This window comes from Gluconacetobacter liquefaciens, from assembly GCF_003350405.1.
Classification (GTDB): Bacteria; Pseudomonadota; Alphaproteobacteria; order Acetobacterales; family Acetobacteraceae; genus Gluconacetobacter; species Gluconacetobacter liquefaciens.
In genome coordinates, this window is the sequence record NZ_QQAW01000002.1 from 631941 (window position 1) to 648223 (window position 16283).

Here is a 16283-nt window from a genome sequence, read left to right on the forward strand (position 1 = left end):
TTCAGGCGTTGGGCAGGAGGGTGCGCAAGCGGTCGGCGATGCTTTGGGGACTGGAATCGACGGGGAGCATTGCCGCGAGATGGTTGTTGCCGTCCATCAGATAGAGGACGGAACTGTGATCTATCAGATAGGCGCTGTCGGGATGGCTGGAGGCGGACGTGTGGCGGCGGGCCAGGACGTGGAAGGAAGCGAGCACCGGCTGGATCTGGGCGGGGCTGCCTGTCAGCCCGACGATGCGGGGTGAGAAACGGGCGACATAGTCGTGGACGATCGACGGGGTATCGCGCGCGGGATCGACGGTGACGAAGACCGGCACGACGGAGGCGGCGCGGGGGCCGAGCTGATCCAGCGCTGTGGTGACGGTTGCCAGCGTCAGCGGGCAGATATCGATGCAATGCGTGTAGCCGAAATAGATCAGCGTGTAGCGGCCATGGAAAGCGGCCTGGGTGATGGGATGACCCTGCTGGTCGGTCAGCGCATATGGGCCACCGATGGCGGGGTGAGGGCGGACCAGTACCAGCGTGCGCAATCCGGCGGCGGCCAGAAGAAGGCCGAACGCGGCCACCGTGAACAGCGCCGGGCGTGTCCAGAGGCGGCCCCGTGTGGACGGGGAGGAGCGGAAGCGGGGCGGGGTCTTTTTCGGCATGCCTCTTGTCGTGCTGGGCGATGAAGCGTTGCACATTACCTGTTTTTGCAGTGGATCGCGACTCCTGCGGCGCATCCCGGCGCGGGGGTGACCCTTTGTGACAATTCAGTGCCTTAACGAAAAGTCATGCTTTGCTAGGTTTCAGCATGTTTCCGTTGGCAAATCAGAGAGTCCCGCCCATGCGCGCATCCGTCCTGAAAATGGTCTTCGTGATGGGGATTGCGCTGCCGATATTGTCCGCCTGCGCCGATCGGGGCCGCCCGCTGGATGACGATGGCGATTCCTACGCGGAAAATGACGGAGGCAGGTCGGGAGGACGCGGTCCGGGCGGCATGGGCGGCGGGCAGGGATTATGGGCGGAAGCCCTGCGGACTGCGACGCAGGTCGGCATGGGCTTTCTGCACCATTGACTATCAACTGGTAATGCCCTCCTGAATTTTCAGGTCCTTTCGAGACAGTTTTCCGATCAGGGTCTTGGGCAGGGAGTCGCGGAAGACGATTTCGCGCGGGCGCTCTATCTTGGAGATATATTGTTCCAGATGGGCCGCCAGTTCGGCCGCCGTGACTGTGGAATCGGGACGGCGGGTGACGAAAGCCTTGGGCGACTGGCCGCGATAGGGATCGGGGACGCCGATGACCAGGGCTTCGAGCACGGCGGGGTGGCGGTGCAGGGCTTCCTCGATGATATGCGGATAGACGTTGTAGCCGCCGCAGATGATGATGTCCTTGAGGCGGTCGACCAGGAAGAGATAGCCGTCCTCGTCGAGATAGCCGACATCGCCGGTGCGGAAATAGCCGTCGGGCGTGAAGGCGGACGCATTCTCCTCGCTCTTCCAGTAGCCGGACATCACCTGCGGCCCCTTGACGCAGACTTCCCCCTTTTCCATGGCCGGCAGGCGGCGACTGATGTCGTCGAGGCTGCGGATCTGCAGGTCGGTATGCAGGACCACCTTGCCGCAGGAACCGTCACGCACGTCATTGAGAGGATTGAGGGTGAGGACCGGTGAGGTCTCGCTCAGCCCGTAGCCTTCGATGACCGGGCACCTGGCCGTTTCCTCGAAACGCTTGCGCAGGGCGACCGGCAAGGGGGCGCCGCCGGAAATGATGGCACGCATATGGGTGAACAGGTCGGGCGACAGGTCGGGGTCGCGGAGCAGGGCGGTCTGGATGGTCGGGACGGTGGGCATGAGCGTGATCCGGACCCGCCGCATGGTCGCGAGGGTGGATTGCGTGTCGAAGCGCGGCAGCAGCACGATCTCGCCACCGCGTTCAATGGTGAGCAGCATGACGGCCATCAGCGCGAAGACATGGAACAGGGGGAGGATGCCCAGCGTGGTCGGGGGCTCGCTCAGGGCGTCCCGCGCCATGTCCTTGATCTGTTCGATATTGGCCAGAAGATTGCCGTGAGTCAGTTTTGCCGCTTTGGGAATGCCTGTGGTGCCACCAGTGAATTGCAGGACGGCGACATCGTGCATCGGGTCGATCGTGACATGCTTGACCACGGTCTTGCTGTGGGCGAGCGCGTCGTAGGCGACGATGCGTTTGTCGGCCGGAAAATGGTAGATGTCCTTTGCTTTGAGGACTTTGAACAGGGTCCCCTTGACCGGCGGCAGGGCGTGCGAGAACGGGCAGACGACGATGCGCCGAACCGACGTGTTCTCGGCTGCCCGATAGGCGGGTTCGGCGATGGCAGCGAGGTCCGAGATCACCACAACCGACACGTCTGCGGTCTTGAGGATCTGGTGGACCTCGTGCTGGACGTAGAGCGGGTTGAGATTGACGACGATGCCGCCGATGCGTTGCACCGCGAAGAAGAGGATGACGGCGTAAGGCGTGTTGGGCAGCGAGAGGGCGACGCGATCGCCCCTGGAGACGCCGATATCCTTCAGGCCGCCGGCAACATGCTCCACCGCCTGGAAGACTTCGCGATAGGCGAGCTTGCGCCCCATGAAGTCGATGGCGAGGGCATTGGGATGGCGGAATGTCGAGACGCGCAGAAGTTCGAACAGATCCTGAATCGAATCACCTGACGCGGTATGACGCAGTATGGTGCTCTCATTCATGACATTCATGGGAAAACCCTTCAATCGGGCGGGATGGGAGACCCTGGCGGAGGGTCGATCCCGTGAGGTCCCGCTGTCGTTCAGAAACGTGTCCTCACGCCGAAGGCGACGATGTTGCCGTAATCGTTGTAGGAGCCGATCAGGCGCCCGGATGTTGCCGAGGCTGCATCGTTAATTTTCGGATTGGTGCCGAAGATGTGGGCGTAGGACAGGGTAAGGGTCAGCCGTTTGATCGGCGTGTAGTCCACGCCCCCGGCCAGGTCGAAACGGTTGGTATCCGGCGTGATCGTGTTGCGGTTTCTGATGGTCGTCGGGCTCTGGTCGTAGCTGAAGCCGCCGCGCAGCAGAACGGCTTTAGAAACCTGGTATGTCGCGCCGATACCGCCGAACCAGCTGTTGCGCCAGTTGACCGGAATCGAGGTGCTGGCACCGCCGGGGTGGTCGGAGATGTTGTTCAGCGAATGCAGGAGCGACCAGTGGGTCCATTCGCCCTGCAGCATGATGGTCCAGCGCGGCGACAGAACGCGGGTGATGCCGAAAGAGACGCTGTCGGGCAGGGTCACCTGCATGGCCCCGTGGCCGCTCTGGGCGATCAGCGAGCCGTTGACCAGCCGATTGGCGGCCAGCAGCGGGGGCGGCGAGAATTTGGTACGGGTGGAAAGATCGTAGGAAATGCGCGACTGGTAGTTGATGCCGATCTGGGTGGCATCGTCGGGCTTGTAGAGGATGCCGGCATCATAGCCGAAGCCGAAGGCGTTTCCGGCCATGTCGGCCGTTGTCGGCCCGAAGGCGTTGAGCGCTCCCAGATTGACATCGCGCGTGAAGCGACCGGTGAGAAAGCCCATGCGTGGGCCGACCCCGATCGAGAACCGCTTGTTGAAGCGGTAGGACGCCATGATCCCGAGTTCATAGTCGGTGATCGAACTGACCAGGCTCTGATAGCGCCCGACCCAATTGGAGGGATAATTCGCGCGCTGGCCGTAGGGCGTATAGAACCCGTAGCCGATCGCCCAGTGCGGGTCGATTTTCAGGACGCCGTATCCGGCGGCGGTGGCGGCATCGGTGATGCCGCGATTGCCTTGCACGCCGGGGGTGGTGATGCCGGGGCCCATATAGTTCTGGCCCGAGAACCGGGCGACGGGGCCGGCATAGAAGGCATTGCCCTGCAATTCGCTATAGTCGAGGAAGGACATTCCCGCCGGGTTCATCAGCACGGTGGACGCATCCCCCGCACGACTGACGGAGCCGACATAGGCGTTGCCCAGCGAAATCGCATCGGTCTCGCGCAGGGCGAAACCCGAAGCTGCGGCCTGGTGGCCGGGGATGAACAATGTCTGGGTGAGGAGGGCGCTGCATGCCATCAGCGTGATTTTATTTTTCATTATTGGACTGACCATCTCAGCATTTAAACCAAACATTTGGTAGGTTAAGCCGGCAAGCGCTGTCTCCATGTCTCTGATCCGGGCAAACTATGGGCCCCGCTTGGCAGGCTTGCAAGAAAATCAGGGCAGGAATCGCAAGAAGCAGGCTTCACACTCTCTCGACCGGAAAGCCGCGAACGGGCGCCCAGAACGTCAAAAAAAGATTGAAGTTCCAATGGGTGCCTGGACGGAAGCTTTTTTGCGAGGAAAATCAGCCCCGGCGGCATGGGCGGGGCTGGGTGGCCCAGTAAGCGGGCCAGTAAGCGGCCGATGCTCGGTGCCGTGCCGGATGCGTGCGCCCGGTTTGCGGTATGGACGAAGGGAGAGGTGCTTTTTTGTAGAACAATCGTTAGGTGGCGGGGCGACCCTGCCGTGTGTGGTCGCCCCGCAGCAGCAGGGATTATCCGAGGGCTTCCGTCAGGGCGGGTACGATCTGGAACAGGTCGCCGACCAGGCCGTAATCCGCCACCTGGAAGATGGGGGCTTCTTCATCCTTGTTGATGGCGACGATCACCTTGCTGTCTTTCATGCCGGCCAGATGCTGGATGGCACCGGAAATGCCGCAGGCGATATAGAGGTCGGGAGCGACGATCTTGCCGGTCTGGCCGACCTGATAATCGTTGGGGACGAAGCCGGAATCGACGGCCACGCGAGAGGCGCCGATGGCGGCACCCAACTTGTCGGCCAGTGGTTCCAGAATCTTGAAGCCTTCCGCGCTTTGCAGGCCACGGCCGCCGGAGACGATGATCCGGGCGGCTTCGAGCTGGGGTCGCTCGGTGCTGGAATGCTCTGCCGAGACGAAATGCGATTTCGACCGGCAGGCGGGCGGCGTGACGGTTTCGATCGGGGCGGTGCCGCCCTCGGCCGGTACGGGGTCGAAACTGGCGGTGCGGATGGTAAGGAGCTTCTTCGCATCCGACGAGCGGAGGGTAACCAGCGCGTTGCCGGCGAAGATCGGCCGCACGAAGGTTTCGGCGTCCCTGATCTCCATGACATCGGGGATGACCTGCACGTCGAGCAGGGCGGCGGCGCGGGGCAGGGCGTTTTTGCCGATGGCGGTCGCGGCGGCCACGATGTGGTCGTACTCCGGAGCAAGGGCGACGAGCAGAGCCGCGAGCGGTTCCGCAAGCGCGTGGGCGAAATCCTCGCCCGATACGGTGCGGACTTTGCGGATGCCGGGGATCTTCGCGGCACTGGCCGCTGCGGCTTCGATGGTCTCCGGGCCGCCGGTGACCAGCACGTCGACGTCGCCGAGTCTGGCGGCCGCCGCGATGGCCGAGCGGGAAGTCTGGGGAATGGCGCCGTCTTCGGCATCCAGCAGGACGAGTGCGGTCATGATCAGATCACCTTGGCTTCGTTGCGCAGTTTTTCGACCAGTTCGGCGACGCTGCCGACCTTGATGCCGGCCTTGCGGGTCGGGGGTTCGGCGATCGAGAGCGTGGTGAGCCGGCGGGTGAGGTCGATGCCGAGATCGGCGGCCGACAGGGTTTCGAGCGGCTTCTTCTTGGCTTTCATGATGTTGGGCAGGGAGGCGTAGCGCGGTTCGTTCAGGCGCAGATCGGCGGTGACGATGGCGGGGAGCGTGAGCGAGAGGGTTTCCGACCCGCCATCGACTTCGCGCGAAACGGTCAGGCCATCTCCGGTTTTCTCCACGCGGCTGGCAAAAGTGGCCTGCGGCCAGTCCAGCAGGCCGGCAAGCATCTGACCGGTGGCGTTCATGTCGTCGTCGATGGCCTGCTTGCCGAGGATGACCAGATCGGGATTTTCGCGCTCGACGAGGATCTTCAGGATCTTGGCGACGGCCAGCGGTTCGGGGCTTTCCTCCGACTGCACCAGGATCGCGCGGTCGGCGCCCATGGCCAGGGCGGTGCGCAACGTGTCGGCAGCCTGCGGGACGCCGATCGAGACGACCACGATGTCGCTGGCGATGCCTTTTTCACGCAGGCGCAGGGCTTCCTCGACGGCGATTTCATCGAAAGGGTTCATCGACATCTTGACGCCGGCGGTCTCCACGCCGCCGCCATCGCGCCTGACGCGCACCTTCACGTTGTAATCAATGACACGTTTGATGGGGACAAGGATTTTCATGGGACCTCGGGGGTGAAAATGCGGAACGCCTCGCGTTCGGTCTGGGTATGGATGTTCTCGTGCGCGACCGGGCGTTGGCACCCCGGGCGCGGGAGCTGCCTCAGCCCGGTCGCCATCGCCGGGTCGGCCGGGGCGCGGATGCGCGCGGCGGCGGACTCCATGGCATCCTGTGGCTCATGCATGCGTCTCCTGCGCTCCGGCACCGGCCGCCTGGAGCGGCCTCTGACGGAGCGGCACCGTTCAGCAGGGGCAGTATATCGTCGTGCCGTTTTATCGAACAGTCGATAGGTAGAAATATGATGGCGGCACAGGATGATGGGAGTGACTTCCTGGAACGGGAGATCTCGTAGAATGATGATAAGAAAAGGAATTGTTCGTGTTCCGTCTTTTCGTCACATATTTGAGATCGCATTCGGGCTTGCGCGCGGTGGCTGGGTGCAAGGGCAACCCGGCGTTTGGTGGCGGGGGTTTTCCCGTCGATTTTCGGTGGAGGAGAGAAATTTCTAACGATCGTTCGTATTAATTTTCAGGGGCATGATGGGGTGTTGGTCTGTAAAAATATGAGATTAATATATTGATATAAGGTGATTTTTATTCTGGCCGGCGCTGCCGGGGTGGTGGCGGGAGCCATCAATGAATCGTGTCATCACGACAAAGCGTCTTTTCTGAAGCGGCCTCGTTCCGTTATCAAGGCGAGGCACAATGCGCGCCTTCGTTTCGAACAAACGTTAGACATAATAAGCGAAGGCATTGCCAGGAGCGCTATTCATGAATTCCGTTGTCATCGCAGGGTATGCGCGATCGCCGTTTCAGCTCGCGCGCAAGGGGCAGTTCGTCAGGACACGCCCTGACGACATCGCCGCCCAGGTCGTGCGTGGGCTGGTGGAGCGCACGGGAGTTGCGCCGGAGGATATCGAGGATCTGATTCTGGGCTGTGCGTTCCCGGAAGGAGAGCAGGGCTTCAATCTGGGCCGGATCGTGGCGTTGCTGAGCGACCTGCCGCTTTCGGTGGGTGGCGTGACGGTCAACCGGTTCTGCGGGTCGTCGATGCAGTCGATCCACATGGCGGCCGGGGCGATCCGCATGGGGGCCGGAGAAGCCTTTATCTGCGCGGGTGTGGAGAGCATGACGCGCATCCCGATGGGCGGGTTCAACCCGCTGCCCAATCCGGCGCTCTACAAGAAAAAGCCGGGCGCCTACATGGACATGGGCATCACCGCCGAAAATGTCGCACGGAAATACGAAATCAGCCGTGACCAGCAGGAACAGTTCGCACTGCGCAGCCAGGCGCGTGCCCGCGACGCCATTGCGGCGGGCCGGCTGGAGGCGGAGATCGTGCCGATCCAGACCCGTGACGGCGTGGTCTCGGCCGATGGCTGCCCGCGTCCGGACACCACGGCAGAGGGGCTGGCCGGCCTGAAGCCCGCTTTCGATGCGGCCGAGGGCACGGTGACGGCGGGGACGTCTTCGCCGCTGACCGACGGCGCGGCATCGGTGCTGGTCTGTTCCGAAGCGTATGCCGACCGCAAGGGTTTGCCGAAGCTGGCGCGCATCCGCTCGATCGCCATTTCGGGCTGCGAGCCCGAGGTGATGGGGCTGGGGCCGATCCTGTCCTCGCGCAAGGCGATGGAGCGCGCGGGAATCACGATCGAGGATGTGGGCGTCGTCGAACTGAACGAGGCCTTTGCTTCGCAGTCGATCGCCTGTGCCCGCGAACTCGGCGTGCGGGATGCGACGTTGAACATTGATGGCGGCGCGATCGCACTGGGCCATCCGCTGGGTGCGACAGGGGCACGCATCGTCGGCAAGGCGGCGCAGCTTCTGGAGCGTGAGGGCGCGCGCTACGCGCTGGCCACGCAGTGCATCGGCGGTGGACAGGGCATCGCCACGGTCTTGGAGCGCATCTGATGACCCAGGATGTGACATCTGGCGGGGGCGGCGGCGTGCGGCCGGTCTTCTCCCGCGTCTGTGTGATCGGCTCCGGCGTGATGGGGGCGGGAATCGCCGCCCAGATCGCCAATGCCGGGGTGCCGGTGCTGCTGCTCGACCGCAAGGTGGATGGGACGGACCCGAATGCACTGGCCAACGGCGCGATCGCCAAGGCGTTGAAGACCGATCCGGCTCCCTTCATGGACCCGGCGGCGGCGAAGCTGATCGCGACCGGCAATATCGACGACGACCTGCCCCGGGTGGCCGATTGCGACTGGGTGGTCGAGGTGATCATCGAGCGGCTGGACCTCAAACAGGCGCTGTATCGCCGCCTGGACGCGGTGCGGCGGCCAGGGACGCCGGTTTCGTCCAACACCTCGACCATTCCGCTGGCGCGGCTGGTGGACGGGATGCCGGAAAGCTTCCAGCGCGATTTCCTGATTACCCATTTCTTCAATCCGCCCCGCTACATGCGGCTGCTGGAAGTCGTGGCCGGCCCGACGACCGATCCGGCGCATGTCGCCGCGGTTTCGGATTTCTGCGATCGGTGGCTGGGCAAGACCGTGGTGCGGGCCAAGGATACCGCCGGCTTCATCGCCAACCGCATCGGCACGTTCTGGATGCAGGCGGCGGCGCGGGTGGCGGTGGATCACGGGCTGACGGTGGAGCAGGTCGATACCATCATCGGCTGGCCGTTCGGCATCCCCAAGACCGGCGTGTTCGGGCTGCTCGATCTGGTGGGCATCGACCTGATGCCGCATATCTCGGCCAGCATGAAATCGCTGCTGGCGGCCGGGGACCGGTATCACGCCTTTGCCGAGGACCTGCCCCTGATCGCGAAGATGATCGAGGGAGGCTACACCGGCCGCAAGGGCAAGGGCGGCTTCTACCGCATCAACAGGGCGGGTGGCGGGAAGGTCAAGGAATCCATCGACCTCGTGACCGGGGAGTATGCGCTCTCCGAGCGGTTCTCGCTGCCGTCGGGGGCGGGGGATGCCGCCGGGCTGCTGGCCTCGGGCGACCGGTTCGGGGCCTATGCGCGCACGGTGATGGGTGAGACGCTGGCTTATGCGGCTTCGCTGGTGCCCGAGATTTCGGACGATATCGTGGGCATCGACCGGGCGATGGAGCTTGGCTTCAACTGGAAGAAAGGCCCCTTTGCGCTGATTGACCAGATCGGGGCGGCGAAGCTGGCGGCGGTGCTGCGCCAGGAAGGGATCGCGGTGCCGGCGCTGATCGAGGCGGTCGGAGACGGGCGGTTCTATCAGGATCGGGACGGCGCGACCCAGGCTTTCGGCGTGGATGGCGCCTGGCATCCGGTGACACGGCCCGAAGGGGTGATCCTGCTGGGCGATTTCCGCAAGCGTGGCAAGCCGGTGCTGTCGAGCAGGTCGGGCGCGCTGTGGGATATCGGCGACGGGGTGGCGTGCTTCGAGATCACGACCAAGATGAACACGTTCGATGAGAGCGTGATGACGATCCTCGAAAAATCCATCGCTCATGTCGGGGAACATTTCAAGGCGCTGGTGCTGTATTCCGATGCGGCCCATTTCTCCGCCGGTGCCAATCTGGGCCTGGCGGCCTTTGCGGCCAACATGGCGGCCTGGGGGGAGATCGGCAAGCTCGTCTCCCGCGGGCAGAGCGTCTACAAGGCGCTGAAATATGCCCCATTCCCGGTCGTGGCGGCGCCGGCCGGTATGGCGTTGGGTGGCGGGTGCGAGATCGTGCTGCATGCCGATGCCATTCAGGCCCATGCCGAGAGCTATATCGGGCTGGTGGAATGCGGTGTGGGGCTGATCCCCGGCTGGGGGGGCTGTGGCGAAATGCTGGACCGCCTGCGGGCCGATCCGCGCACGGCGAAAGGACCGATGCCGCCGACGCGCGAAGTGTTCGAGATGATCGCCACCGCGCGGGTTTCGAAATCGGCGGCCGAGGCACGGCGGATGCATATCCTGCGCGATCGCGACGGCATCACCATGAATCGCGACCGGCTACTGGCGGATGCCAAGACGCTGGCGCTGTCGCTGGTCGATGGGTACCAGCCGCCGCCGAAGCCGGAATTCCGACTGGCGGGGGCAGGCGGAAAGCTGGCGCTTGACATGGCCGTCGAGGGCATGGTGCGGCAGGGCATCGCCACGCCGCACGATGTGACGGTCGCGGGCAAGCTGGCGACCATCCTGACCGGCGGCGACCACGACGTGACGGAGATCGTGACCGAGGAGGATATGCTGGGGCTGGAACGCGCGGCATTCGCCGAACTGGTCCGGAGCATTCCGACATTGGACCGGATCGAGCATATGCTCGAAACCGGCAAGCCCCTCAGAAACTGACGCAAGGGGAGCCAGAGAGATGCAAACCTATACACCACCCCTACGCGACATGAAGTTCGTGCTGACCGAACTGCACGATTTCTCGCGGCTGACGGCGCTGGACGCATTTTCCGAAGTCGATGCCGACCTGGCGGAAACGGTGCTGGAGGAAGGCGGGAAATTCACCTCCGAGGTGCTGCTGCCGCTGAACATGTCGGGCGACCGCGAAGGATGCCGGCTGGAGAATGGCGTCGTCACGACGCCGCACGGGTTCCGCGACGCCTATCGGCAGTTCTGCGAAGGGGGCTGGTCGGCCCTCTCCGCGCCGCCGGAATATGGCGGGCAGGGACTGCCCGAGACGATCGGCATGATGCTGTCGGAGATGATCTGTGCGACCAACCTCTCCTTCGGGCTGTATCCGGGCCTGACCGGCGGCGCGATGGTGGCACTGCGCAAATATGGTTCCGAGGAGCTGAAGGCGCGCTACCTGCCCAAGATGATCAGCGGCGAGTGGTCAGGCAGCATGTGCCTGACCGAGGCGCATTGCGGCACCGATCTGGGCCTGCTGCGGACGAAGGCGGTGCCGCAGGAGGATGGAACCTATCGCCTGAGCGGGGCGAAGATCTTCATTTCGGCCGGCGAGCACGACCTGTCGGAGAACATCATCCATCTGGTGCTGGCGCGGCTGGCGGATGCGCCCGCCGGGATCAAGGGGATCAGCCTGTTCCTCGTGCCGAAATTCCTGTTGCGCGACGACGGCACGCCGGGCGAGCGCAATGGCGTGCTGTGCACGGGCATCGAGCACAAGATGGGCATCAAGGCCTCCGCGACCTGCCAACTGGCGTTCGAAGACGCGAAAGGCTGGCTGGTCGGCGCCCCGCACAAGGGGATGCAGGCGATGTTCGCCATGATGAATGCCGAGCGGCTCGGCGTGGGCATCCAGGGGCTGGGGATCGCGGAGGTCGCGTACCAGAGCGCGGTGGCCTATGCGAAGGAACGCTTGCAGGGGCGGTCGCTCGCGGGGGCGAAATATCCGGCGCTGCCGGCCGACCCGATCGTGGTGCATCCCGACGTGCGGCGCATGCTCATGACCATGCGCGTCAACGCCGAAGGCTGCCGGGCGCTGGGGGCGTGGGTGGCGATGACGCTGGATGTGGCGGAGCATGGCGCGGGTGAACGCGAGCGCCGCGATGCCGAGGATTTCGTGGCGCTGATGACCCCGGTGGTCAAGGCGATGTTCACCGATCTGGGGTTCGAATCGGCCAATCTGGCGATGCAGACCTATGGCGGACACGGCTATATCGCCGACCACGGGGTGGAGCAGTTCGTACGGGATTCGCGTATTGCGATGATCTACGAAGGCACAAACGGGATTCAGGCGCTCGATCTCGTGGGGCGCAAGCTGCCGCCGCATATGGGGCGCAATCTGCGTGGGCTTTTCCACCCCATCGCGGCCTTCATCGCGGAGAACAAGGAGAATCCGCTGCTGGGCGAGATGGTCACCGGGCTGGAACGCGCGTTCGGCGCGCTGCAACTGGCAACCGGGCAGATCGCCGAGCGCGGGATGAAGGACCCGGAGGAAGCCGGTGCCGCCGCGACGGATTATCTGCGGTTGATCGGGCTGGTCTCGCTGGCCTATCTCTGGGCACGTACGGTGGCGATCGCCGTGCCGAAATCTTTCGCCGCCGGGCCGGACCAGGCGTTCTATAGCACCAAGATCGCTTCGGCCCGCTTCTTCTACGATCGTGTTCTTCCCGAATCGGCATCGCTTTATCTGAAGATCAAGGCGGGCAAGGCGTCGATGATGGCGCTGGCCGACGACGCGTTCTGACAGGACTGTCGTTCCACTTCCCAAGGGGCGTGGAACGACGTCTCATGCCGGATCTGTCCGCTGTCTGGAGAAGAATATGATGGTCCATGTGTCTCAAACGCCGCCGGTGGGCTTTCGTCCGCTGCCCGTGCTCAACGAAACCGGCTTCGACGCGATCATCGGCGGGTTTGATGTGGCGGAGGCGGATGGGCAATTGCTGGCCGGTTTCAGGGTGGAACCCCGGCATTGCAATCATGCGGGGACATGCCATGGGGGCATGATCGCCACCGTTTTCGACGGGTATATGGCCATGGCGGCGATGTTCGAGCACGACCTTCAGGTGCCGATCCTGCCGACCATGTCGCTCTCTGTCGATTTCCTGGCGCCGGGGCTGCCCGACGACTGGATCGGGTTCAGTGCCGACGTGCTGCGGGTGACGCGCAGTGCCGTCTTTGTCCAGGGCCTGGCGCGGGTGAAGGGCAAGCCGATCGCCCGGGCAAGCGGTGTCTATAAACGGCCGGCGCCCGACCCCGAGATCCGGCTGGATACCGGAAAGCTGCTGCGGAGCTTCATGCGAGGCTGATGCTGCCCTGCGTCCCTTGCCGCGCCTGGCAATTCCTGTCGCGGATATCCGGGTTGCGCGCTTGGGTGGCGTCTGCCAGGCGTTTTTATGTTTCACACTCATTTCCCGTTCATTCCGAACCGGGGCGGCGCTGGTGCGCGCCCATGATGGAAGGGCGACGGGTTCGGATACCGCATGTGGCGGTATCCGGCATCATGTGGAGGATCGCGTTATGTCTGGATTACGCAGGTCGTCATTCCGTATCAGCCTGGCCCTGGCGGCAGGGTTGATGGTTGCATCGTCCGCCGGTCATGCGGATACGAAGATCGGGGGGGCCGTCTTCCCTGACGATCTGAAGATCGGCGGCACGTCGCTGAAGCTCAATGGCGTGGGTGTTCGTGTCTTCTATCATCTGGTCGATGGCTACGCGACCGGGCTGTATGTCGTCTCGCCGAGCCGGGACGAAAAGGCGCTTGCCGACGGCCCGAATCCGAAAGTCCTCTATACCGAGTTCCTTCACGACGCTTCTCTGGAGCGGGTAAAGGGCGAGTATGAGTCGATTCATGCGCATTATTGTAAGCTTTATGCGTGCAACGCGCAGAACGAGGCCTCCTTCGCCGCGCTTACCGCGCATCTGGCAGCCGCGAAGAGGGGAGAGGCCCAACTCATCCTCGTCACGGATCAGGGGGTCAGCATGCAGCGCAATGGCGCCGTGGTGGCATCCATCAATGACCCGGATTTCGGCAAGGGGCTTGTTCAGTCGCTGCTGAGCGAGGCGGCACCGACCGACGGGTTCCGAAGGGGGTTGCTGGGGAATGCGAATTGAGAAGAAACGCTTCTCTTCCTGAAGAAAAAGAAGAAAAAAGGCTTGTATTCGTTCAGGGGCATCATGCGCGTTCCCCGCACAAGGTTCCTGAGAGCCTGACCGCAAATGCGCCCTGGTGGCGATCCGGCGTGTGTTTCCTGCGCTCCGCTCCGATGCTCGGAAACACACGCCGGACGCAGCCCTGGTGAGCCGTTCTCGCTCACCAGACCGCATTTTCGGTCAGGCTCCGGGCGAATACGACCGCTGCCGCTTTCATATCTCCGAAGAGACAGGCGCATCTGTTCCACGCGCCGGCCGTGAACGCCGCATGGGTGCGGCGGAGCGGCTGCGCGGGCGAGGGGAGGCGATCATGTCGGCCTCTGATTCGGCTTGGTGTTTGAAGATCGTGAAGATCTGGTGTGCGATCTGATCGTGGGACATGCGGCCGCTGCGGTACCAGTCGTTCGCCGTGTTGAGGGCACGCAGAAGCAGGATACGATAGATGTCGCGGTCGATCGTCGCGGGGAGCGGCAGATCGTCGATGATGTTGCGGAAGATCGATTCGAATTCGTCGCGCTTCTTGACCAGCGCATCGCGCACGTCCGGTGGTGCCGAGACGATACTGTTCATCATCGGCAGGGTGATCGAGGTGAGGCTGAGCTGGATATCCAGCAATTCCGTGCAGGCGGCCTCCAGCCGGGCCCATGGCGCGGTGTGGGGCGCGATGGCCGAGAAGATCCTGCTGGCTGCCGCGTCGAGCGCGCGATTATGGATCTCGACGAACAGCGATTCCTTCGACTCGATATGGTAATAGAGCGACCCCGCCATCATCCCTGCTGCATCGGCGATCTGGCGGATCGAGGTGGCCTTGTAGCCGCGTTCGGCGAAAAGCTGCGCGGCGGCTTCGAGGATTTCCTGTCGTCGTTCGGCCTGGGCGCCGGCTTCATCGCTATTGGGGCTGAAGGGAAGCGCGCGCATGGCGGAGAGAATGGCACCGCCGGCTTGTGCACGGGTTTTTCTGTTCGGTGGCGTGCGCGATGACGTCATGCTCGGTCGCTTCCAGACTTTCTTCGTTCCAGCCTATCGGCCCTGTTTCCGGAAGACTACAGGATTCCATGGGATATTTGTCATTTTCCGTTGGCTTCATAAGGTTTTGTGCCCTCAACCATCCGTGATGGAAAGGATTGCGTTTGCGTCTCGACGACGGTCGGCCGGTAGCGTAGTGGTGGGCTAACAAATGTTAGAATTTCTTGCCGCGACTGCCGCAGCGTCACGGGCAGGAGCGGCCGGGAGGGCGCCATGTCTATGCCGATATCCTTGCTGGGCAGGCTGGCATTGCCGGCTATCGTCGCGCCCATGTTTCTTGTCTCGACGGTCGAACTCGTGCTGGCCTGTTGCCGGGCCGGGGTCGTGGGGTCGTTTCCTTCGCTCAATGCGCGGCCGGCATCGGTTCTGGAAGACTGGCTGCGCCGCCTGACATCGTCCCTGACTGCCGAGGATGCACCCTTCGCCGTCAATCTGATCGTCCATCGCAGCAATGCCCGATTGGAGGAGGACCTGGCGCTGGTGGTGAAATACCGGGTGCCCGTCGTCATCACGTCGCTCGGGGCCCGGCCGGAGGTGAATGATGCGGTCCACGCCTATGGCGGTATCGTCCTGCATGATGTGACCACCGATGCGTTCGCGCGCAAGGCGGTGGCGCGCGGGGCGGACGGGCTGATCGCGGTGGCCGCCGGGGCAGGGGGGCATGCGGGCACGCAATCGCCCTTCGCGCTGGTGCAGGAAATCAGGGCGTGGTTCGACGGGCCGCTCGCGCTCTCCGGTGCCATCGCCAGCGGCCAGGCGATCGTCGCGGCCAGGGCGCTTGGGGCCGATCTGGCCTATATCGGCTCGGCCTTCATCGCAACGGAAGAAGCTGCGGCCGATCCGCGCTACAAGCAGATGGTCGTGGAGTCGTCGGCTGAAGACATCGTTTATTCCAATCTGTTTACCGGCGTGCACGGCAATTATCTGGCTGCAAGCATTCGTGCGGCCGGCCTGGACCCCGCGGACCTCGCCTTGTCCGATCCGTCGCGGATGGATGTATCGACCTTCTCCGGCGGGACGAAAGCGTGGCGGGATATCTGGGGGGCAGGGCAGGGGATCGGGGCTGTCGATGCCGTGGTGCCGGCCGCAGAATTGATTGCACGCCTGCAGCAGGAATATCGCGACACGCTCTCCCTTCTGGCGGAAGAAAGCCGTTTGCTGAACGGGGATGATCCGAACCCCGGCGGATAGGAGGCACGCGTTGCGATTGTGATGTCCGTTGTGGCCGGCTGGGGCGTTTCGCATCGTGCCGGCATCGGGTATCTCGAATGTGCGAAAAATTTCCCGTTCTCTTTTTTCGAGAGAGAACAGGACCATATCCTGATCGATATCATCTGAAAGGTGGCTGAAATGTCGTTTTCCATCAACTCGACCGTTCGTGAGATCCTGGCCGACGAGCAGGCCAAAGGGGTGGTCGAGAGCGTGCTTCCCGGCTTTTCCAAGCACCCGCAGATCGGGATGGCCAAGGGCCTGTCATTGAAGACGCTGGCGAAATTCTCGGGTGGCGTGATGACGGACGAGGTTCTGGCAAAGATCGATACAGGTTTGAAAGCACTGTAGAGAC

General features: G+C 63.4%; 15 protein-coding genes. 8 read left to right on the forward strand and 7 right to left on the reverse strand.

Annotation, left to right across the window (positions count from 1 at the left end; translation table 11 throughout):
* Nucleotide 1: 1 nt before the first annotated feature.
* Complete coding sequence (locus C7453_RS06090) at nucleotides 2–646, reverse strand: SCO family protein (RefSeq protein WP_245948836.1); 645 nt, start codon at nucleotides 644–646, stop codon at nucleotides 2–4.
* Between the two features lie 179 nt (nucleotides 647–825).
* Between C7453_RS06090 and C7453_RS06095 the strand changes: the two genes are divergently transcribed.
* Entirely contained in the window at nucleotides 826–1056 is a 231-nt protein-coding gene (locus C7453_RS06095) for a hypothetical protein (protein WP_114726602.1), read from the forward strand.
* A gap of 3 nt (nucleotides 1057–1059) precedes the next feature.
* Here the strand turns inward: C7453_RS06095 and C7453_RS06100 are convergent, their stop codons facing one another.
* From C7453_RS06100 to C7453_RS06120, 5 genes are all read right to left on the reverse strand, one after another.
* Nucleotides 1060–2718, reverse strand: coding sequence for a long-chain-fatty-acid--CoA ligase (locus C7453_RS06100; protein WP_114726603.1), 1659 nt, complete (start codon nucleotides 2716–2718; stop codon nucleotides 1060–1062).
* A 71-nt stretch (nucleotides 2719–2789) separates the two neighbouring features.
* The gene (locus C7453_RS06105; RefSeq protein ID WP_170143142.1) at nucleotides 2790–4091 is read right to left on the reverse strand and encodes an OmpP1/FadL family transporter; all 1302 of its coding nucleotides are present in this window, start codon (nucleotides 4089–4091) and stop codon (nucleotides 2790–2792) included.
* Between the two features lie 439 nt (nucleotides 4092–4530).
* Nucleotides 4531–5466 (reverse strand): electron transfer flavoprotein subunit alpha/FixB family protein, encoded by a 936-nt coding sequence (locus C7453_RS06110; RefSeq protein WP_114726605.1) that lies wholly within the window; start codon nucleotides 5464–5466, stop codon nucleotides 4531–4533.
* 2 nt (nucleotides 5467–5468) lie between these two features.
* Entirely contained in the window at nucleotides 5469–6218 is a 750-nt protein-coding gene (locus C7453_RS06115) for an electron transfer flavoprotein subunit beta/FixA family protein (RefSeq protein WP_114726606.1), read from the reverse strand.
* Complete coding sequence (locus C7453_RS06120; protein ID WP_114726607.1) at nucleotides 6215–6400, reverse strand: hypothetical protein; 186 nt, start codon at nucleotides 6398–6400, stop codon at nucleotides 6215–6217. Before C7453_RS06120 ends, C7453_RS06115 begins: the two co-directional genes overlap by 4 nt.
* A gap of 586 nt (nucleotides 6401–6986) precedes the next feature.
* Between C7453_RS06120 and C7453_RS06125 the strand changes: the two genes are divergently transcribed.
* The 5 genes from C7453_RS06125 (at nucleotide 6987) to C7453_RS06145 (ending at nucleotide 13654) form a co-directional block, all read left to right on the forward strand.
* The gene (locus tag C7453_RS06125; RefSeq protein ID WP_114726608.1) at nucleotides 6987–8126 is read left to right on the forward strand and encodes a thiolase family protein; all 1140 of its coding nucleotides are present in this window, start codon (nucleotides 6987–6989) and stop codon (nucleotides 8124–8126) included.
* The gene (locus C7453_RS06130; protein WP_114726609.1) at nucleotides 8126–10477 is read left to right on the forward strand and encodes a 3-hydroxyacyl-CoA dehydrogenase/enoyl-CoA hydratase family protein; all 2352 of its coding nucleotides are present in this window, start codon (nucleotides 8126–8128) and stop codon (nucleotides 10475–10477) included. The genes C7453_RS06125 and C7453_RS06130 overlap by 1 nt, the downstream gene beginning before the upstream one ends.
* A 19-nt stretch (nucleotides 10478–10496) precedes the next feature.
* A complete protein-coding gene (locus C7453_RS06135) occupies nucleotides 10497–12287 on the forward strand; it encodes an acyl-CoA dehydrogenase C-terminal domain-containing protein (protein ID WP_114726610.1) in 1791 nt (596 codons plus the stop codon).
* A 76-nt stretch (nucleotides 12288–12363) separates the two neighbouring features.
* Entirely contained in the window at nucleotides 12364–12849 is a 486-nt protein-coding gene (locus C7453_RS06140) for a PaaI family thioesterase (protein WP_114726611.1), read from the forward strand.
* Nucleotides 12850–13060: 211 nt separating this feature from the next.
* The gene (locus C7453_RS06145) at nucleotides 13061–13654 is read left to right on the forward strand and encodes a chalcone isomerase family protein (protein ID WP_114726612.1); all 594 of its coding nucleotides are present in this window, start codon (nucleotides 13061–13063) and stop codon (nucleotides 13652–13654) included.
* 252 nt (nucleotides 13655–13906) lie between these two features.
* On the opposite strand, the gene C7453_RS06150 is transcribed toward C7453_RS06145, so the two are convergent.
* The gene (locus tag C7453_RS06150) at nucleotides 13907–14680 is read right to left on the reverse strand and encodes a TetR/AcrR family transcriptional regulator (protein WP_245948837.1); all 774 of its coding nucleotides are present in this window, start codon (nucleotides 14678–14680) and stop codon (nucleotides 13907–13909) included.
* A gap of 252 nt (nucleotides 14681–14932) precedes the next feature.
* Here C7453_RS06150 and C7453_RS06155 point away from each other — a divergent pair, with 252 nt between their 5' ends.
* Nucleotides 14933–15910: an NAD(P)H-dependent flavin oxidoreductase gene (locus C7453_RS06155; protein WP_114726613.1), complete on the forward strand. Its 978-nt coding sequence runs from the start codon at nucleotides 14933–14935 to the stop codon at nucleotides 15908–15910.
* A 159-nt stretch (nucleotides 15911–16069) separates the two neighbouring features.
* Nucleotides 16070–16279, forward strand: coding sequence for a hypothetical protein (locus tag C7453_RS06160; RefSeq protein ID WP_114726614.1), 210 nt, complete (start codon nucleotides 16070–16072; stop codon nucleotides 16277–16279).
* The last annotated feature ends 4 nt before the right edge of the window (nucleotides 16280–16283 follow it).